Origin of the sequence: Nocardia sp. NPDC051052, from assembly GCF_044456045.1 — a bacterium.
Lineage (GTDB): Bacteria > Actinomycetota > Actinomycetes > Mycobacteriales > Mycobacteriaceae > Nocardia.
Genome location: NZ_JBITFL010000001.1, coordinates 606,412 through 624,631 on the forward strand (window position 1 = coordinate 606,412; position 18,220 = coordinate 624,631).

The 18,220-nt window shown below is 66.8% G+C and carries 16 protein-coding genes; 8 read left to right on the forward strand and 8 right to left on the reverse strand.

The genetic code is table 11. From position 1 onward, the window contains the following. Nucleotides 1-632: 632 nt before the first annotated feature. From ACIBCN_RS02695 to ACIBCN_RS02710, 4 genes are read right to left on the reverse strand one after another with little or no spacing between them, the layout of a single operon-like run. Nucleotides 633-1,085: a 6,7-dimethyl-8-ribityllumazine synthase gene (locus ACIBCN_RS02695; protein ID WP_396989719.1), complete on the reverse strand. Its 453-nt coding sequence runs from the start codon at nucleotides 1,083-1,085 to the stop codon at nucleotides 633-635. A 9-nt stretch (nucleotides 1,086-1,094) separates the two neighbouring features. Next, nucleotides 1,095-2,330, reverse strand: a complete 1,236-nt coding sequence (locus ACIBCN_RS02700) for an alpha/beta fold hydrolase (protein WP_396989720.1) — start codon at nucleotides 2,328-2,330, stop codon at nucleotides 1,095-1,097. Beyond that, on the reverse strand, nucleotides 2,327-3,703 hold the full coding sequence (locus ACIBCN_RS02705) for a M20/M25/M40 family metallo-hydrolase (RefSeq protein ID WP_396989721.1): 1,377 nt from the start codon (nucleotides 3,701-3,703) through the stop codon (nucleotides 2,327-2,329). The genes ACIBCN_RS02700 and ACIBCN_RS02705 overlap by 4 nt, the downstream gene beginning before the upstream one ends. Further along, nucleotides 3,700-5,373 carry a CocE/NonD family hydrolase gene (locus tag ACIBCN_RS02710; protein ID WP_396989722.1) on the reverse strand — a complete coding sequence of 558 codons (1,674 nt, stop codon included), beginning with the start codon at nucleotides 5,371-5,373 and terminating at the stop codon, nucleotides 3,700-3,702. Before ACIBCN_RS02710 ends, ACIBCN_RS02705 begins: the two co-directional genes overlap by 4 nt. 442 nt (nucleotides 5,374-5,815) lie before the next feature. On the opposite strand from ACIBCN_RS02710, the gene ACIBCN_RS02715 reads away from it, so the two are divergent. After that, nucleotides 5,816-6,751, forward strand: a complete 936-nt coding sequence (locus ACIBCN_RS02715) for a DMT family transporter (protein WP_396989723.1) — start codon at nucleotides 5,816-5,818, stop codon at nucleotides 6,749-6,751. Nucleotides 6,752-6,907: 156 nt separating this feature from the next. On the opposite strand, the gene ACIBCN_RS02720 is transcribed toward ACIBCN_RS02715, so the two are convergent. Beyond that, a complete protein-coding gene (locus ACIBCN_RS02720; protein ID WP_396989724.1) occupies nucleotides 6,908-8,029 on the reverse strand; it encodes a glycosyltransferase in 1,122 nt (373 codons plus the stop codon). Between the two features lie 440 nt (nucleotides 8,030-8,469). Continuing rightward, complete coding sequence (locus ACIBCN_RS02725; protein WP_396989725.1) at nucleotides 8,470-9,210, reverse strand: DUF2334 domain-containing protein; 741 nt, start codon at nucleotides 9,208-9,210, stop codon at nucleotides 8,470-8,472. A gap of 245 nt (nucleotides 9,211-9,455) precedes the next feature. Here ACIBCN_RS02725 and ACIBCN_RS02730 point away from each other — a divergent pair, with 245 nt between their 5' ends. From ACIBCN_RS02730 to ACIBCN_RS02745, 4 genes are all read left to right on the forward strand, one after another. Continuing rightward, nucleotides 9,456-10,304, forward strand: a complete 849-nt coding sequence (locus tag ACIBCN_RS02730) for a sigma-70 family RNA polymerase sigma factor (RefSeq protein WP_396989726.1) — start codon at nucleotides 9,456-9,458, stop codon at nucleotides 10,302-10,304. 153 nt (nucleotides 10,305-10,457) lie between these two features. After that, nucleotides 10,458-10,904, forward strand: coding sequence for a DoxX family protein (locus ACIBCN_RS02735; protein ID WP_396989728.1), 447 nt, complete (start codon nucleotides 10,458-10,460; stop codon nucleotides 10,902-10,904). A 151-nt stretch (nucleotides 10,905-11,055) separates the two neighbouring features. Beyond that, nucleotides 11,056-11,505 (forward strand): TY-Chap domain-containing protein, encoded by a 450-nt coding sequence (locus tag ACIBCN_RS02740; RefSeq protein ID WP_396989729.1) that lies wholly within the window; start codon nucleotides 11,056-11,058, stop codon nucleotides 11,503-11,505. 77 nt (nucleotides 11,506-11,582) lie between these two features. Further along, nucleotides 11,583-12,317 carry a DUF4191 domain-containing protein gene (locus tag ACIBCN_RS02745; RefSeq protein WP_357382115.1) on the forward strand — a complete coding sequence of 245 codons (735 nt, stop codon included), beginning with the start codon at nucleotides 11,583-11,585 and terminating at the stop codon, nucleotides 12,315-12,317. Between the two features lie 112 nt (nucleotides 12,318-12,429). Here the strand turns inward: ACIBCN_RS02745 and ACIBCN_RS02750 are convergent, their stop codons facing one another. Both ACIBCN_RS02750 and ACIBCN_RS02755 read right to left on the reverse strand, forming a co-directional pair. Next, the gene (locus tag ACIBCN_RS02750) at nucleotides 12,430-12,798 is read right to left on the reverse strand and encodes a YrdB family protein (RefSeq protein WP_396989730.1); all 369 of its coding nucleotides are present in this window, start codon (nucleotides 12,796-12,798) and stop codon (nucleotides 12,430-12,432) included. Between the two features lie 51 nt (nucleotides 12,799-12,849). Next, nucleotides 12,850-13,305: an RDD family protein gene (locus tag ACIBCN_RS02755; RefSeq protein ID WP_396989731.1), complete on the reverse strand. Its 456-nt coding sequence runs from the start codon at nucleotides 13,303-13,305 to the stop codon at nucleotides 12,850-12,852. A 251-nt stretch (nucleotides 13,306-13,556) separates the two neighbouring features. Here ACIBCN_RS02755 and glnA point away from each other — a divergent pair, with 251 nt between their 5' ends. The 3 genes from glnA (at nucleotide 13,557) to ACIBCN_RS02770 (ending at nucleotide 18,205) form a co-directional block, all read left to right on the forward strand. Next, nucleotides 13,557-14,993 carry a type I glutamate--ammonia ligase gene (gene glnA, locus ACIBCN_RS02760; protein ID WP_396989732.1) on the forward strand — a complete coding sequence of 479 codons (1,437 nt, stop codon included), beginning with the start codon at nucleotides 13,557-13,559 and terminating at the stop codon, nucleotides 14,991-14,993. A gap of 533 nt (nucleotides 14,994-15,526) precedes the next feature. Continuing rightward, nucleotides 15,527-16,930, forward strand: coding sequence for an alpha/beta hydrolase family protein (locus ACIBCN_RS02765; RefSeq protein WP_396989733.1), 1,404 nt, complete (start codon nucleotides 15,527-15,529; stop codon nucleotides 16,928-16,930). A gap of 375 nt (nucleotides 16,931-17,305) precedes the next feature. After that, a complete protein-coding gene (locus ACIBCN_RS02770) occupies nucleotides 17,306-18,205 on the forward strand; it encodes a tyrosine-protein phosphatase (RefSeq protein ID WP_396989734.1) in 900 nt (299 codons plus the stop codon). Nucleotides 18,206-18,220: the final 15 nt, after the last annotated feature.

Consider the following 18,220-nt stretch of genomic DNA (forward strand, 5'->3'; position numbering starts at 1 on the left):
AGATCGCGCAACGTCGCGGCACGCTACCGGTGTCGTTCGAGCCGGGTGCGGAGTTCGAGCAGCTTCCGGTGACCGCCGAGTCGTTGAACAGCGTGAGCCGGGCGCTCACCACCATCTTCCCGACCAGCAGGAAGCCGCAGTTCGACTACGCGGGCGTCCCGAAGAACTGCTCGAATATCGCTGCTACCGAACCGGTTTCATACTGTCCCAGCACGAACAAGATCGGTACCGACGTGCGTGCACTGGCCAAGCGCGGCGCACCGGCCAAGGGCGAGGAGGATCCGCTCTCGGCGGCGGTGAACGGCGATTACAACGCGTTCATCATCTTCGTGTCGCGGTATGTCCTTGCGGTGCAGAACGATCGCAAGCTCGGCCTGACCGGCGCGGAGACCGCGGGGCTGCGCACCGCCTGCCTGTCCGGCGTGGTGACGACCAAGCTGAGCGAGCCGCGCAGCGACCCGCGCCTGTCGGCTGGTGACCTCGACGAGGCGGTCTCCGAACTGCTCAGCGACGGCCTGGCCGCCGGCGACGTGAACGGCAAGGTGGTGCCGAGCGGCTACCAGCGCGTGGAGGCGTTCCGCACCGGCGTGCTGGAGGGCGAGCAGGTCTGCCTGTCTCGCTACAAGCAACCGCTACACCGGCAACGACCGCAGGGAGGTGAGCGTCGTCGCCAGCGCGCGGGCGGCCTCGGCTCCCTTGGTCACGAAGTGCTCGGTGAAATACGAGACGTGCTCGCTGTGCTCGTGGAAGTGGTGCGGGGTGAGCACGACCGAGAACACCGGGACGTCGGTGTCCAGCTGCACCCGCATCAGGCTGTCGATCACCGCGGACGCGACAAAATCGTGCCGGTAGATGCCGCCGTCCACGACCAGGGCCGCCGCGACCACCGCCGCGTACCTGCCCGAGCGGGCGAGGCGCTGCGCGTGCAGCGGGATCTCGAACGCACCCGGCACATCGAAGACCTCGACCGTGGCCGGGTCGTAGCCGAGACCGGCGTACTCGGCGGTGAAGCCCTCGTAGGCCTTGCCGACGATGGCGCTGTGCCAGCTGGCGCGGATGAACGCGACGGATCCGGTGGTTCCCATCCCCGAATCTTAATTGCCGGTAACGTGTGTTTCCAGCCAGTCCACGACGTCACCGAGCACCTTGTCCTGCTCGGGTTCGTTGAAGATCTCGTGGTAGAGGCCCTCGTAGCGGATCGCGGTCAGGTCCGTCGAGCCCGCGCCCTGCTCGATGAGGTCGGTGCTCGACGGAGCGGCCACTGCGTCGGCGGTGCCGTGCAGCACCAGCAGCGGGACGGTGAGCTCGGCCAGGCGGCCCTTCACCAGGACTGTGGTGTTGAGGATCTCGGTGGTGGTGCGGGCCGGGAGCTTGCCTCGGTACACCAGTGGGTCGTTGTCGTAGGCGCGCCTGACTGCGGGGTCGCGGCTGATCTGTGATGAATCCAGTTGCAGGACACCGAGATTCGGGGTGAGCCTGGTGAGAACCGGGGCGAGCGCGCGTTGCACGGCGTTGCCCGCGGAGATGTCGAGCGGCGGTGCGGAGAGCACGATTCCGGTGACGTCGACCGGTGCGCGGGTGGCCAAGTGCAGCACGATGAGGCTGCCCATCGAATGGCCGATGAGGAAGCGGGGCACGCCGGGATGTTCACGGGTCGCGATGTCGAGCATGGCGGCCACATTGTCGGCGGCACCGTCCATCGACTCGATATTGGCCTTGCTGCCCGCGGATTTGCCGTGGCCGATGTGATCGAGGGCGTAGACGGCGAAATCGGCGGCGGCAAGGCGCTGGCCGACATGGACGTAGCGGCCGGAATGTTCGGCTACGCCATGCACGAGGACGATCACGGCGCGCGCAGGGGAGTCGGGAAGCCATGCGCGCCAGGCGATTCCGCTACCGGTGCCGTCGAACCGGCCGGTTTCGGTGTGGATCTGCGGGACGGCCGCATCACTGCCGGTCGCTGATTCGACGGTGTCTGCCGGAGGCGCGGCGCTGGGCTGCGGCTGGGCGTCGTCGCTCGTTTGAAGCTGGGCGTCATCGCTGGGCTGCGGCTGCGTGCCGTCGCTCGATTGCGGCTGGCTGTCACTGGGCTGTGGTTGGGCGTCGCCGCTGGGCCTGGTGTCCGCTATGACGCTGCTAGGTTCGGCGTCGGTACTTGCTGTGGCGCTGCCTGGCTCGGCGTCGGTGCCTTCTGCGGTGCTGCCCGGCTTGGTGTCGGTGGCCGTTGTGGTGCTGGCCGGTTCGGCGTCGGTGCCTTCTGCGGTGCTGCTCGGCGAGGTGTCAGGTGCCTGCGGCTCGGAATTTCCGGTCGCCTCGGGCTCGGCGGTCATGCATCGGCTCCTGACGTCTGCGGCGCGGTGTTCGGCGACTGCGCGAACTGCGCGATCAGCCTGCGGTTGAACTCGATGAGTCGAGCGTAGTTGAGACGGGACAGTCGCTCGTCGGTTCCGTGGATCGAGGCCAGATCGCGTTCGCCGAGCACGATCGGGGCGAAGTTGCAGCGGGTGCGCGCGAGGTCGTGATAGTGCCGCGAGTCGGTGGCGCCGGGGACGATGCCGGTGGTGACGAGGGTGCCAGGCACCATCGCCCTGGCGATATCCGCGATCAGCTCGAACTCGGGGCCGGGTTGGATGTTCACCGTTGGTTCGGACGCCATCCCTTCGGCCTCGATGTGCACGCCGTTGTCGCGCACCACCTTCCGGCAGTGTGCCAGCACCGACCGGACCGAATCACCGGGCAGGATGCGGAAATTGACGAAGGCCTCGGCATGCTGCGGGAGCACGTTGGTCTTCACGCCGCCGCGGATCACCGTGGGGGCTGTGGTCGTGCGCACCATCGCCTCGGTCTGCGGCCGCATCGCCATCACCCGGGTGATCAGCGGCGCGGCGATGCCGGCCACGCCGAGCAGGTGGCGGCGCGACGCGGGCATCGCCTGGCGCAACCGGGCCAGCATGTCCGCCGTCACCGGAGTCATCCGCAGTGGCATCGGATGATCCTGGATGCGGCTCACCGCGCGGGCGAGCCGGCCGACCGCGGTCTGCTTGCCAGGCATGGACGAATGGCCGCCCACCTCGGTGACCGACAGTTGCACTGTCGCATAACCCTTTTCGCCGAGCATGATGTTGGCGACCGGCTGGTCGACACCGTCGGCGACGCCCTCGGTGATCATGCCGCCCTCATCGAGCAGCAGGTCGGCGTGCACGCCGAGTTCGCGAAGGCGCTCCGCCATGCGCATCGCACCGGCGTCGCCGAACACCTCCTCGTCGTGCCCGAAGGCGAGAAAGATGGTGCGCTGCGGGCGAATTCCGTCGGCGAGCGCCGATTCGACGGCCTCCAGGATCGCCACCACCCGGCTCTTGTCGTCGATCGCGCCACGGCCCCAAATGAATTCGTCGTCGACCACACCCGCGAACGGTGGCTGGGTCCAGCGATGCGGGTCGTCGACCGGCACCACATCCTGATGTCCGAGCAGGATCGCGCAGACGCCTGCCGGCTCGATGCCTTGCCACCGGTAGAGCCTGCTGTGGCCGAATCGCTCCAGCGCCAGCTCGGCGTGCACCAGCGGGAAGGATTGCTCGAGGTGTGCGGAGAGTTGATCGAAGGCCTGATCGTCGACCTCGTCCCGATCGTCTGTGGACACCGTCGCGCAGCGCAATGCGACGGCAAGGCGCTCGGCGGTGCGGTCGTCGACGGGGTCCGTCATCGATCACCGGTACGGTTCGGCAAATTCATGGACACCACTGCATTGTTCAGCATGCCGGGGCTCACCGGTATGGTCTTCTCGTTTCGCCACTTCACGATGCCCTCGGTGACCCCGCCCGGCAGGTCGGGAGTGCGCGGCGCGGTCAGCATCGGGAGTTCGAGGTGAGCCTCGGTCACGGTGACCGGGGCGAAGGCGGGGGAGTGCGACCACACGTCGTCGACGACGTCGGTGATGCGCACACCGATCCGGTGGCCCGCCGGGATCGGCCAATCCTGGGCGAGCAGGCGGACTTCGGCGGTGTCTCCGGTGATGGGCGCGATGCCGCGGGTGATGACGGTGGCCAGTTGGTCGGGCCCGATGTCGTAAAGCTCAACGGCGACCGTCGCATTGGTGGGTCCACTCACGTGCAGCGACACCGACGGCAGGCCGGACAGCTGTTGGTCCTGGGCCAAAGGTTCGGAGACGGACCAGAATTCGCGATCCGGACCGGGCAGCAGTCCGCGATCGGTGTAGCCGCCGGGACGCAACTCGACCGGCATCCGGGCGGCATCGGCAGGCGGCCAAGCGGTTTCGGCGCGCCAGCGACCGTCGAACTGGCCCACCGTGATTCGTGGTCCCGGTACCTGCACGTCGCGGCCCGCGACATGCTTGTCGAAGAAGGCGAGCAGCTCGGTGTCGAAATTCGGTGTGTCGCACTTGTCGTGGCAGGTGCGGTGACCCCACTGACCGAACCAGGCCTTGTGCTCGCCGGGGCCGAGACCGTTCCACAGGTCGAACACCCGGTAGGGGCGGGTGTTGTAGTCGACGAAGCCCTGGCCGAGGAACAGCGGAATCGTGTTGCCGCGCAACCGGGGAATGAGGTCACGGTCGCGCCAGAAGGGCGAATTACCGTCATGGTTGGTCATGTCGGCCAGATACCGCTGATAGCACTGCCACGGCAATTGCGCCGCGTCGGCCTGATATTCGGGCGAATCATCCGGCCGGCCCGGAGTCGACGCGATCAGCAAATGCTCCATCCCCGCGAAATCAGCTGGGCGCACACCATTCTCGGTGATCGGCTTCCCTGAGAACTTCCAGGAGACTCCCTGCATATACAGATACGAGTACGGATCCACCACCGGTTCGAACGACGCTACCGCCGCCAACCCCTTCGGCTTGCCCGCCAGCCCCATCAACCCGGTCCACGCCTCATAGGAGACACCGAACATGCCCACTTTCCCGGTGGACCAAGGCTGGCTCGCGGCCCATTCCACGGCGGTGGTGACATCGGACCGTTCGCCCGGCCCGCCGAAATCAGGACAGCCGGACGACCCGCCGAACCCGCGCAGATCGACGATGACGTAGGTGTATCCCGCCCGCAGGAACATGTCCGCCTGCAAGTTGTCGGTAGACGGACCACCGGCCAGCCGTGGCTCACTCAGATAAGCCAGGTGCGCGCGGTACGGACTGACGGTGAGAATCACCGGCGTGCGCACGTCATCGGCGACACCATCTGGTCGCAGAATGTCCGCGTGCAAGCGAGTGCCATCCGGTGCGTCGATGAACGCCTGCTTCCACTGAAACGGCACACCGAGCGGCGGCGCCGCCGCCGCACTCACCGGCGTGGCAACAGCCAGCAAAAGCAGCAGCCCACACAGGACCCGCAGCAGGACGTTTCGTTCGCTCACCATAGGACTATCGAGTGTGCCCGGACCACCGTCCAGCCCCCGGAACCGGGGTGGGGTGTCCACGTGGTGCGGCCGTGCCGACCCGACCCGAGCTGTTGCCCTCGGTGCGGTCGTCGGCTGTGACCTGGTTGCCCGGACTCGGCGGCAGCGGTGATCGAGCTTGGCCGGTGGTGGCCGTTCGGTTGGTGATCGGCACCCGTCATCGGCGTCCGCGGTCGGGTGACCTGCCGAGCTGTTGCCCTCGGTGCGGTCGTCGGCTGTGACCTGGTTGCCCGGACTCGGCGGCAGCGGTGATCGAGCCTGGACGGCGGTGGCCATTGGCTTGGTGATTGGCATGGGTCATCGGCGACCATCGGCGTCCTGAGCAGAGTGACCTGCCGAGCTGTTGCCGAGCTGCCGGGCGGATGCCATCCGGTGTTCATCCCGGCCCGCGAGCATGGGCGGTATGCCGGATGCCGCCGACATGCTTGGCAGCGCGCCCGTGGACGCGCTCGCGGTGGGGACGATCTCCCTCGCGCTGTTCGCCGCGCTCTTGTTCGCCGTCTCGGCGGCGCTGCAGCAGGGGGCGGCGCGGCAGGCCGCGACGGAAGCGGGGCACAGTCGGTTCCTGGTGATCGCGGGTATCGCTCGTCGGCTGATCACCGACCGGCGCTGGTTGGCCGGGCAGGGTGCCAATGTTGCCGGGTTCGCCGTGCATGCCGTCGCGTTGCGGTTGGGGGCGATCGCGGTGGTGCAGGCGCTGCTCGTGGTGCAGTTGCTGTTCGCGTTGCCGTTCGCGGCGGCGCGGCGCAAGCGTTCGCTGCTCGGGCGGGATTGGGCGGGGACGGTTTTCGTGTGTGGCGGCCTAATCCTGCTTGTCGGTCAGGGCGCAGCCGGTCACGCGGACGTGCGAGCGCAACTGCTGCCCGGTGTCGGCGCGGGAGTCGTCGCCGCGATCATCACCCTGATCGCCGTCTCACGACTGACCCACTCGCCCCAGCTGCGTTCGGCGCTGGTCGCGGTGGCGGCGGGTTGCTGCTTCTCGACCACCGCGGTGCTGGTGGTCGTCGCGACGTCGGCGCTGCCCACCCTGAGCTGGGCGCTGCTCGGCATCCCGATATCCACCGTGCTCGGCGGCCTCCTCACCCAGGAGGCGTACGCCCGCGGCTCCCTCCCCACCGCCCTCACCGCCATGACCATCACCGACCCGGTCCTCAGCTACACCGCCGGCCTCACCTTGTTCGCGGTAACCGTCCACCCGCACCCGGCCCTACTGGCCCTCGCGGCAGCCCTGGTAATCACCGGCATCGCCCTCCTCGCCAATTCCCCAACCTTGCACGACGAACTCGACCAGACCCTGCCGTCAACACCGAAGCAACCTGTGCACGAGGGTGTCTTGTAGCGGTCTCGGGGACGTCCCTGCTGCACTCGATGAATCGCTCACCTTTTGCGTAACCTGCACACCCGGTATACACGGTGTGCGGATTATACAAACGGTGAGCAGCTTCCAACTCGCCACGCGGACAGTGGGATTCGTGCCCTGTCCAGGTATCGCGGGTCAGGCTGTGCGGGCGGGGGAATCGTAGTCGGCGTAGAGGGCGAGCATCCCTGCGACGGTGGCTGACCAGGGGAAGCGTTCGGCTGCCGAGCGGGCGGCGGTGCGGCGGCGGGGGGCGGGGACGGCGAGGAGTGCGCGGACGCCGTCGGCTAGGCCGTGGGGGGAGCCGTCGGAGACGATACCGGAGCCGGGCGCGTCGACGAGTTCGCCTGCGGCGCCCGCGGCGGGGACGACGACCGGGGTGCCGCACGCGAGGGATTCGAGGACGGCAAGGCCGAAAGTTTCGGCGGGGGAGGGGAATATCGCAATATCGGCCTCGGCGACCAAGGTGGCCATGGCGGCGCGATCGGTGAGGTGGCCGTGGAAGATCACCGGGAGTCCGGCGGCGAGGCGTTCGAGGCGGGGGCGTAGCGGGCCGTCGCCGATGACGGCCAGTTCGCACCGCAGACCGGACTCGACCAGGACGCGCACCGCCTCGATGGCGAGTTCAGCGCGCTTCTCCTTGGACAGCCTGCTCACCACGACAAGGCGCACGGGTTCGTCTGCGGCCCATAGGGTTTCGGTTACGGGATCGACCGGGCGGAAGGTGGTCAGATCGACGCCGAGCGGGACGCGCCGCACATTGGTCGCCCCGATGCGGGCGAACTCCGCCGTCGCGAAACTCGAAGTCACCACGACCTTTTCAGCGCGGACGCAGAGGCGGCGGTTGGCGAGGTCGGCGGCCGTGGTCAACGGGAAGCCCGGTGGGACGCGGGTGCGCAGAATCGCGTCGATGCGCTCATGCGAGAAAAGCACGAGCGGAACCCCCGCACCGCGCGCCCATGGCGCCAACCATCGCACACTCAACTTGTCGCTGCATTCGAGCACATCAGGCCGCAGCCGATCGAGCAACGCCCGTGTCCGCCGTGCCGTCAGTACGTGATACCCGCCGGCCCCGAACTTCGGACTGTGCACGGTAATTCGCCGGCCGGACCCGGTCAGCTCATCCCCATCAGCAGGTCCAGGAACCACAAGCACCCGACTGTGCCCCGCCGTGAGATACCCACGCCCGATCTCGTCGAGGCACGTACGCAGCCCCCCGGACGCGGGGGTGTAGAAGTTCGCGATCTGCACGATGCGCATCAGCGGACCGCCGATCTGGTCAGCCCGGCAAACGTGCGGGGGTGCGCGGTGTCGAGCCCAAGGATCTCGAGTGTTCGCCCGTGTCCGGTCGCACGGTGTCCGCGGCCGATCCCATCGAGACAGGTACGCAGTCCCCCGGGTGTGGGGGTGTAGAGGTTCGCGATCTGCACGATGCGCATCAGCGGACCGCCGATCTGGTCAGCCCGGCAAATCTGCGGATGTGCGCGGTGTTGAGCCCAAGGATCGCAATTGTTCGCCCGTGTCCGGTCGCACGGTGTCCGCGGCCGATCCCATCGAGACAGGTACGCAGTCCCCCGGGTGTGGGGGTGTAGAGGTTCGCGAACTGCACGATGCGCATCAGCGGGCCCCATGTCCAGTCGGGTCAGGGTAAGTAATCGTGCCGACTTCGGCACCGAGGGTTACCGGGTTGGCAGGTTGCATCAGCGGACCGCCGATTCGACGAGGTCGGCGTAGGTGGTGGCGCGCGCGCCTGCTCGCAGGGCCGCGTCGATGGCGCGGAGGGTGGCTTCACGCAGGCCTGGGTGGTGGAGGTCGTCGGGATGCAGTGCGAGGCGGACGAGCCCACCACCGGCGGCGTTGCGGCGGGCCAGGGTTTCCAGCATGGCGGCGCCGAAGCGCTCGGACCAGCCGCCGCCGGGACGGTGCGAGAGGGCGAAGCCGCGATGCCTGCGGCCGGTGCGCAGGTCCTTCGCGCCGAAGTGGTCGGTGGTGTGGGTGAAGCCCGTCGCGCGTAACGCGCGTTCCGCGGCGGGTGCGGCCAACCAGCCCGGCGGGGTGAAACCCGTTGTCGACAGCCCGGATTCGGCCATCACCTGGTTAGCCGCCCGCAACTTGGCGGTGGCCTGGTCGACGTCGAGCGCCGCGAATTCGGCGGCACCGCGCGCTACCGCTCGACCGAGCGCACGCCGCGGCCACGCACCCTCCGGTCCGGCCCGATGCGACCATCCGTGCACCATGATCTCGTCTCCACCGCCACGGCGTTCCCGTAGGAAACTCGCATAATCCGGCTGCTCGGCCAGCGACGCACCACGCCACGGCCCGGGAATCACCAGCAGCGACACCGGAATCCCGAACCCGTCGGCATCAGCACACCACCGTGCCGTCTCGGCCGCACTCGCCGGTGCGACGTCATGGACGCTCACCACCAACCGCGCACACACGCACCGCAAGCTAACACCGCCCCGTGACCACCAGCTGAACAGCACGGTGCCGCCACCCAACAGATCAGTACCCGACCCGATGAGGCATCACCCCGATGCGCCACCTTCGGGTTTCGCCTTGACCGGGTCGGTGCCGGGATAGACGATGGTTGGCAGTCCAGCGGTCATGGTGTGCTCCTTGTCGGCTCGATCCGGTGTGGCCCCGGTTCGTTTGCTTGACCGGAGCTATCGAAGGAATGTGACAGATGGACGAGAATTTTCTGGCCGCGCGGTTCGAGCAGCAGCGGACGCACCTGCTCGGGGTGGCGTACCGGATCCTCGGCACCGGTGCGGAAGCCGACGACGCGGTGCAGGAGGCGTGGTTGCGGCTGAGCCGTTCGAATGCCGACGAGATCGACAATCTCGGCGGCTGGCTCACCACGGTGGTCGCCCGGATATGCCTGAACATGCTGCAATCCCGCAAGGTCCGCCGCGAGGAGCCGCTAGCCGACCTCGAACCGGCCGAACTCGTCACCGGCCCGGAGCACGAAGCGATGCTGGGAGATTCGATCGGCCTCGCGCTGCTGGTGGTGCTCGACACGCTCACCCCGGCCGAGCGGCTCGCGTTCGTGCTGCACGACATGTTCGCGGTCCCGTTCGACGAGCTCGCCCCGATCGTCGGCAGAACCCCCGCCGCCGCACGGCAATTGGCGAGCCGAGCGCGCAGGCGGGTGCAGGGTGCGCGAGCCGCCGCCGACCGGGATCGGCAGCGCGAAGTCGTCGGCGCGTTCCTCGCCGCCTCCCGCGGCGGCGACTTCGGCGCACTGCTGACCCTGCTGGACCCGGAAGTCGTACTCCGGGTGGATGCCGCCGCGATGGCAACCGGCGCGACCGGTGCCCTCGGCGCGGACGCGGTCGCCAAGACCTTCTCCGGCCGTGCGCAGGGGGCGCGGCTCGCGCTCATCGACGGCCGCGCGGGAGCGGTCTGGTCGGTCGGCGGCACACCGCGGGTGGTCTTCGACTTCACCGTGTCCGACGGCCGGATCGTCGCCATCGATCTGCTCGCCGACCCCGGCACGCTCGATCAACTGGAACTGGAGGTCCAGGTGGGCTGAACCGGTCTGTGCCGGTTTCACCCGCGTCGTTTCACCGGCGCCGATCCCTTGCGTCGCGGCTCCGACACCTCGTCACATTTCTGACAACCCACCGGTCAAGGGAGGTGACGGAGCGGCACGGATCGCACCGAGTGCGCAGGCAAGGAGCAGAAAATGGGCAACGCACGAGCGATCGGATATTGGGCGACCACCGCGGCGGTGGTTTTCGTGTTGGCGACCGGCGGTGTCGCCGATCTGATCCAACGCGGCGGTACTGCGGGCGGCATGGTCGAGCTGGGGTATCCGACCTATGTGATGGGCATTCTGGGGTTCTGGAAGGTGCTGGGAGCCGCGGCGATTGCTGTTCCGCGCTTTCCGCTGGTGAAGGAATGGGCGTATGCGGGGGCGTTTTTCGATCTGACGGGTGGGCTGGCCTCCCACGTCGCGCACGGGTCGGGCGCGAATCACCTGTTCTATACCGCGTTTTTCGCGTTGTGCGTGGTGGCTTCGTGGGCGCTGCGGCCCGCCGATCGCAAGCTCGGGGTACGCGTGTTCCGCGATTACGGGCGGGTGCCGGAATTGGCGACGGTGCCGAGCGTAACGGTGTCGGCGACGAGGTGAGAACGCGCGCGATGGCCCGTCTTCCCAGCGAACGACGGGCCATTCGCGTTCGCTATGATCGGCGCGAAGTATTCGGGGCTACAACATGATTCACCGGGTGTCTCAGGCGCGGCGGCGTATGATCGGGCCAGTGCGAGCGCCCGGGGGAAGAATGAACGAGCCGGTGACCGCGGACTGGGAACAGTTCGTTCAAGCACTGGCGCAGTGTCTGTCTGAGCTACCTTCGCGCGCGACATTGGTGATCGCGGCGCCCGGTAATCGGTACGTCCAGTTCATGCAGTACGACATCAAATTGTCCGCCGAGCTGGCCGGTGATCATTATCTGGCGCAGCCCATTCCGGATGCCGCCGCGCAGGAGTTACGCGACCTCGGCTGGAACGAGCCGATGCTGCGCCGCGAGGTCGACAACTGGACCAAGACCATGTTCTGGCCCATTTCGCCGCGCAGTTTGATCGAGTTCGCCCGCTCGGTCGCCATCGGTTTCCGTGACGCGCTCGGTGTCGCCACCCCGGTGGAATTGCGGGCGATGGGGTGGACCGAGGTGTCCGGTGATTTGGATCTCACCGCGCTCGGATCGATGGTCAGGCGCGGTTGGAATTGACGCCGTCGCGGCGGTAATGCGCGCCGCCGAGGTAGGCGTGGCGAAACTCGCACGACATGGGCACTATCCTGAGTGACATGGCAGCAGGTAAGCCCACCAAGGAAGCGAAGGCCGCGGCGAAAGCGGCCCGCAAGCAGCAGTCGAAAGAGCGCAGGCAGCAGCTCTGGCAGGCGTTCCAGATGCAGCGCAAGGAAGACAAGCTGCTGCTGCCGTTGATGATCGGCGCCCTGCTCGGCATCACCGCCGTCTTCCTGGTCATCGGCCTGATCTTCGGTCTGACCTGGTTCCTCGTCCCGCTCGGCGTGGTGCTCGGCGCGCTGGCCGCGTTCATCATCTTCGGTCGCCGGGTGCAGAAGAGCGTTTACGGCAAGGCCGAGGGCCAAGCGGGCGCCGCGGCGTGGGTGCTGGACAACCTGCAGGGCAAGTGGCGGGTGTCCAACGGCATCGCCGCGACCACCCAGCTCGACGCGGTGCACCGGGTGATCGGCCTGCCCGGTGTGGTGCTGGTCGCCGAGGGCGCACCGCAGCGCGTGAAATCGCTGCTCGCGCAGGAGAAGAAGCGCACCGCCCGGCTCATCGGTGACACCCCCATCTACGACGTCGTCATCGGCAACGACGAAGGCCAGGTGCCGCTGAAAGAGCTGCAGCGCTACCTGACCAAACTGCCCCGCAACATCGACGCCAAGCGGATGGACCTCATCGAAGGCCGGTTGACCGCGCTGAGCTCGCGCACCGGCCCGGCCCTGCCGAAGGGGCCGATGCCCGCGGGCGCCAAGATGCGCGGCGTGCAGCGCACCATTCGCCGCCGCTGAGCTGGACCTAGACGAAAGGCCCGTGTGCGGCGGCCGCTACCAGCCGACTTCAAGATCATGGGGAACTGGTGTTGTTGGCTTCTCGACGGATGCCAGCACCAGTTCCCCATGATCATGCTTTGACCAGCCAGGCGATGCGGTCGTAGGCGAGGGCTTGGTAGATGACGAGCACCGCGACGGAAATCAGGGCCCATCTGGGTAAGCCGGCGGCCCAGAGGACTGCGGCGCCGCCGAAGAAGACGGCGAGTTCGACCACGAGCCGCACGGCCCTGGGCACCGAGACGGGCGCTTCCCCGCTGCGGCTCGGGTCGCCGGGTACCGCGAGTGTTCCCCACAGTGCTGCGGCGACCAGCGGCAACAGGACTACGAGCAGAAACTTCCACGGCGAATCGAAGGCTCGCCAACCGTAGACACCGAAGGACGCGATGGCGATGAGCTCTAGCAGAAACCGGATCGCGAGCATGGCCGGATTGAGTGACACCGCCGGAGCGTAACTAACCGAGCAGGGCGGTGTCAGATGTATACGCAGCTGTCAGCGCGAGTGGACGAGCGCGGTACCCGTCGCCCGGTCATGCATCCCGCGGCCATCGGAATCGGTGAACAACGCGGGCACCACGAACACCAGCAACGCCTGCCTGGCCAGCGCCCGCACGAACCCGACCGTCACCGGTGCGTCGATCCGGACGGTCCGCAACCGCAAGAAGTACTGCCCCGGCGTGAACCCGAACAGCGTCACCGCGGCAACCCCGATCACGAACCAGATCAGCAACGTCAGGCTGGACGCCGACCCGCCACGCATGATCAACGCCGCGATGCCGAGCGCGATCAACCAGTCCACGAACAGCGCGGCGATCCGCCGGGCCATCCCGGACAACGATCCCGCACCGGACTTCGGCAGCCCAAGCTGTTCGCCGGGGAACTCGGAGGTTGCCGGATCGTCCGCACCCTCCGCAGGGCCGGAGAGCCACGATCCCGTTATACGTGCCATGCCCCCACAATATGCGGGGCCGACCGGCCGCTCGGCACCGCATAAGGGGAGTTCACGTCAGCGCGCATCGGCGCGGATGGCAGGATTAGCATGCAGTTCGAGCCCGGGTGGGCCTAGTCACCCGGTCAGCCGTACGTGTAACACTGGCGAAACACAAACTTGACCGCCGGGAAACACCGCGTCCATACCGTCTGGACGCGACGAACCCACGCAATCGACACTCGCTGGGAACCGATCCGTAAGGAGAACAAGTGACGTTCAGCACGGCCGACGAGGTCATCAAATTCCTCGCTGATGAAGAAGTCGAATATGTCGACATCCGCTTCAGCGATCTTCCCGGCGTTCAGCAGCACTTCTCGATCCCGGCGAAGGCCTTCACGACCGACCTCGCCGAGGAAGGGCTCGCGTTCGACGGCTCCTCCGTCCGTGGCTTCCAGTCGATCGACGAGTCGGACATGCTGCTGCTGCCCGACTTCAGCACCGCGCGACTGGACCCGTTCCGCGCCGCCAAGACGCTGAACCTCAACTTCTTCGTGCACGACCCGTTCACCCGGGAGGCGTACAGCCGCGACCCGCGCAACATCGCGCGCAAGGCCGAGGAGTACCTGCGCTCGACCGGCATCGCCGACACCGCGTACTTCGGCGCCGAGGCGGAGTTCTACATCTTCGACTCGATCCGCTACGAGTCGAAGATGAACGGCGCGTCCTACGAGATCGACTCGGTCTCGGGTTCCTGGAACACCGGCGCGCGGACGAACCCGGACGGCTCCCCGAACCTCGGCTACAAGGTTCGCAACAAGGGTGGTTACTTCCCGGTCGCCCCGTACGACCACTACGTCGACCTGCGCGACAAGATCTCGACCAACCTGCAGAACGCGGGCTTCGAGCTGGAGCGCGGCCACCACGAGGTCGGCACCGCCGGTCAGGCCGAGATCAACTACAAGTTCGGCACGCTGCTCGGTGCGGCCGACGACCTGCAGCTGTTCAAGTACATCGTGAAGAACACCGCGTGGCAGGAAGGCAAGTCCGTCACGTTCATGCCGAAGCCGCTCTTCGGTGACAACGGCTCGGGCATGCACGTGCACCAGTCGCTGTGGAAGGACGGCAAGCCGCTGTTCCACGACGAGGCCGGCTACGGCGGGCTGTCGGATCTGGCGCGGCACTACATCGGCGGCATCCTGCACCACGCGCCGTCGCTGCTGGCGTTCACCAACCCGACGGTGAACTCCTACCACCGCCTGGTTCCGGGCTACGAGGCGCCGATCAACCTGGTGTACTCGCAGCGCAACCGTTCCGCGGCCGTGCGTATCCCGGTGACCGGCAACAACCCGAAGGCCAAGCGCATCGAGTTCCGCGCGCCGGACTCCTCGGGCAACCCGTACCTGGCCTTCGCCGCCATGATGATGGCGGGCCTGGACGGCATCAAGAACAAGATCGAGCCGCTGGCCCCGGTCGACAAGGACCTCTACGAGCTCCCGCCGGAGGAGGCCAAGAACATCCCGCAGGCCCCCACCAGCCTGGCCACGGTCATCGACCGCCTCGAGCAGGACCACGACTACCTGACCGAAGGCAACGTCTTCACCGACGACCTGATCGAGACCTGGATCAGCATCAAGCGCGAGCAGGAAATCGCCCCGGTCAACCTGCGCCCGCACCCCTACGAATTCGAGCTGTACTACGACGTGTAAGTCGTTCGTACACAGAGTCGTTCGGCAACGGCCCATCCGCAACGCGGGTGGGCCGTTGCCCGTTCCCGTTGCCCGTTCCCGTTGCCCGTTCCCGTTGCCCGTTCCCGTTGCCCGTTCCCGTTGCCCGTTCCCGTTGCCCGTTCCCGTTGCCCGTTCGATGCCGGACTGCACGGGCGCAAGTATGCGATCGACGCTGTTGTCGCGGAAATGGCACTACGGCAGCAGGGTCCGGTGGCCTTGCTCACCAGCGATGTCGACGACATGGGTAAGTTATGTGGCGAGTCCGTGCGTCTGATTGCGACGTAGTCTGAGCCACTTAGAGCGTTACTTTCGTGGTTCGGAGCATCCACGTGAGGACACGCTCAGCACGGTTGTGCCGAATCGTCCATGCCCCAGAGGTATCGATAGTGGTCGAATCCGCTGGCTCTTCAGCATGATTTCGGCGGACGCGTCGGCGTGTAGCGTTGCTTGGCATGGATAGCCAATCATGGTGTATCCCACCATTATCGGCGCGTCGTGCACGCTCCTGTTCGGTGAGCCCGCTTGCCTATTGGCTGGCGGTTGTCGCACTGGTGCTGTCGATCGGGTGGGTGTCGGCTTCTCCCGTGCACGCCCAGGAAACCGGAGTGTCCACGACGGACGTATCTTTCACCGGTTCCGATGGTGTGGTGCTGAACGGCACCGTCACGGTGCCGATGTCGGCACACACCCCGAGCGCTGCGATCGTGCTTCTCGGTGGTTCGGATTGGCACGTCCGCGCCGACCTACGCAAGCACGCGGAGATGTTCGCGCAGCTCGGCTTGGTCACACTCACCTTCGACAAGCGGACCGTCGGATATTCGAAGACGCACCGCAACTACGGCCTGCTCGCCGACGACGCGGCCGCCGCGGTCGAACTGCTGCGCGCCAGGCCCGAGGTCGATCCGGCGCGGGTCGGATTGTGGGGAGTCAGCGAGGGCGCCTGGGTCGCTCCGCTCGCGGCATCCCGGTCCGATCACGTCGGCTTCGTGATCACCGTAGGTGGTGTCGGGATGGGCGGTGCCCGCCAGACCGCGTGGTATCAGGAGAACCTCATCCGCCACCAGGGCGTCTCGGGTTCGATGCCGAAAACGTTCGCGCACAACACAACCCGGATAATCGTCGCTGCGGGCTTGTTCCCGGAAGCCGACTACGACCCGGTTCCGGTCCTGGAGCGGATTCGCCAACCGCTGCTCGCGCTGTGGGGCGAATACGACATCAACCATCCGCCGCAGGAAAGCTCCCGGGTGTTCACCGAAGCGTTGGCGCGCGGCGGCAACCAGCATTACGCGATCGAGTTCGTGCCGGGTGGCGGCCCCGATCTCGATACGACCAGCGACGCAGGCTTCGACGCGCTCGAACCCTTGGCCCCGCGTTATCCGGAGTTGGTTGGTGCGTGGCTCACCGGCCTTGCGAACCGACAACCCGACGTGGTCGTCGAATCCGCGCCAGCGCAGGACCGGCAGTCCGAACCGTTGCTGCCACTGGCTTGGTACGAATCGTTGTGGGCCCAGGGATTTGCGCTCGCATTGTTCCTGGTGGCATTCCTGACCTACCCGCTAACTGGGCTGATCCGCAGGATTCGCGGCCGGAATTCGTCATCGCCGGTACGTCATCAAGCCCGCTGGCTCGTCGTCACCGCGCCGCTTGTCGTGGTGGGTTTCCTCGCCTATCTCGCACTGCTGCAATCCACCGGCATGCGTCACCTCGGTCCGCTCGTCCTCGCCCGTCCGATCCCGTGGCTCGTCCTGCAACTGCTCACCCTCGGCGCCGCGCTAGCAACACTCACCACCGCGGTGTCATGGTGGCGCCACCGCCGAGAAATCGTCGGCGCGGACCGCGTGCGCCTGCTACTGCTCCTGGCCGCCGGACTTGTTTTCCTACCGTGGGCCGTGTTTTGGGGACTGCTACTCCCGTAACGCCCCTGCGCGGTTCCAACCGGAAGTCCGTGCCTACAATGCTGTTTCCGGATAGGTTGCTGCGGCAATCGCCGAATCAACCGGGCCACGCCTGATTTCCCGCACGACGAATCGCCGCACAAACACGGGCGCATGTCGAAAGGCCTGCGGCTGTGCGCGTCTGCCCGTGGTGATACCGCGGCGACGGTTTCGGGCGCGGCAGTTGTGGGATTCGCATTGGTTTGTCCGCTGCGGCGCAGCAGGTTACGAGTTCAGGACAGGTTGTCCAGCGTGAATCTCGTTGACTGTCCGGGGAGTCCCGGTGAGCGGGGCAGATGCGGCGGGATGGGGGCGAACGCCGATACCTGACTGAAACAGGTTCTACTGTCCGGCGTCATGAAGATTTCGTTGATTTCATTGATAACCGCCGCTTTGGCGATTTTCGCCGTGACGATGACGACCGCTCCACCACTCGCGACCGCACAGCCCGAAGCGGAATTGGCGGTGGCCGGGGGAAAGATTGATTTGCAGGGTGCCGTGAATACCCGCGATATCGGCGGGTATCGGACCTATGACGGTGCGAAGACGAAGTCGGGCAAGGCTATTCGGTCCGACTCGTTGGAGAAACTGACCGATGCCGATGTGCAGAAGTTGGCGGGCCTGAAGGTGCAGGCGGTGGTCGACCTGCGCACGCCGGGGGAGATCCAGTTCGCCGGCGCGGACAAGCCGATTCCGGGCGCGCAGGCGGTGGCGCGGCCGATCGACGACACCGGGCTGTTCCAGCAGATGCTCGCGGTGATCCAGACCCGCGATCCGCAGAAGCAGCAGGACGCGCTCGGCAACGGTAAGGCCGAGCAGATCATGCTGAACATGTACACCACGTTCATCAGTCGCCCGGAGTCACGGGCGACGTTCGGACAGACGATCAAAGATCTCGCCAACACGGACAAGGCCACGCTGTATCACTGCACCGCGGGCAAGGACCGCACTGGCTGGCTCACCTACGTGCTGCTGCGCGCGGTCGGCGTGCCGGAAGGCACTGCGCGGCAAGACTATCTGCTGTCCAACCAGTACCGCGCCGCCGCGGACGCCGCACTGCGCAAGCAGGTGCAGCAGGCGGGTCTGATGCAGAACCCCGATCTGCTCATCCCGCTGCAGGAGGTCAGGGACGCGTACTTGGACGCCGCGGTCGACAAGATGGAGCAGGACTACGGCGATCTCGGCAAGTTCCTCACCAAGGGCCTCGGCCTGGACGCGGGCACCATCGTTAAGCTGCGTAAGAACCTGGTCACCTAGGCATGAAAGCTGTTC

Bases quoted from the DNA above. Each gene is read 5' to 3' on its own strand.
- ACIBCN_RS02745 (WP_357382115.1), top strand. From the start codon at position 11,583: ATGGCAGCAGGTAAGCCCACCAAGGAAGCGAAGGCCGCGGCGAAAGCG.
- ACIBCN_RS02710 (WP_396989722.1), bottom strand. From the start codon at position 5,373: ATGGTGAGCGAACGAAACGTCCTGCTGCGGGTCCTGTGTGGGCTGCTG.
- ACIBCN_RS02740 (WP_396989729.1), top strand. From the start codon at position 11,056: ATGAACGAGCCGGTGACCGCGGACTGGGAACAGTTCGTTCAAGCACTG.
- ACIBCN_RS02770 (WP_396989734.1), top strand. From the start codon at position 17,306: ATGAAGATTTCGTTGATTTCATTGATAACCGCCGCTTTGGCGATTTTC.
- ACIBCN_RS02700 (WP_396989720.1), bottom strand. From the start codon at position 2,330: ATGACCGCCGAGCCCGAGGCGACCGGAAATTCCGAGCCGCAGGCACCT.
- ACIBCN_RS02730 (WP_396989726.1), top strand. From the start codon at position 9,456: ATGGACGAGAATTTTCTGGCCGCGCGGTTCGAGCAGCAGCGGACGCAC.
- ACIBCN_RS02715 (WP_396989723.1), top strand. From the start codon at position 5,816: ATGCCGGATGCCGCCGACATGCTTGGCAGCGCGCCCGTGGACGCGCTC.
- ACIBCN_RS02720 (WP_396989724.1), bottom strand. From the start codon at position 8,029: ATGCGCATCGTGCAGATCGCGAACTTCTACACCCCCGCGTCCGGGGGG.
- ACIBCN_RS02705 (WP_396989721.1), bottom strand. From the start codon at position 3,703: ATGACGGACCCCGTCGACGACCGCACCGCCGAGCGCCTTGCCGTCGCA.
- ACIBCN_RS02695 (WP_396989719.1), bottom strand. From the start codon at position 1,085: ATGGGAACCACCGGATCCGTCGCGTTCATCCGCGCCAGCTGGCACAGC.
- ACIBCN_RS02755 (WP_396989731.1), bottom strand. From the start codon at position 13,305: ATGGCACGTATAACGGGATCGTGGCTCTCCGGCCCTGCGGAGGGTGCG.
- ACIBCN_RS02735 (WP_396989728.1), top strand. From the start codon at position 10,458: ATGGGCAACGCACGAGCGATCGGATATTGGGCGACCACCGCGGCGGTG.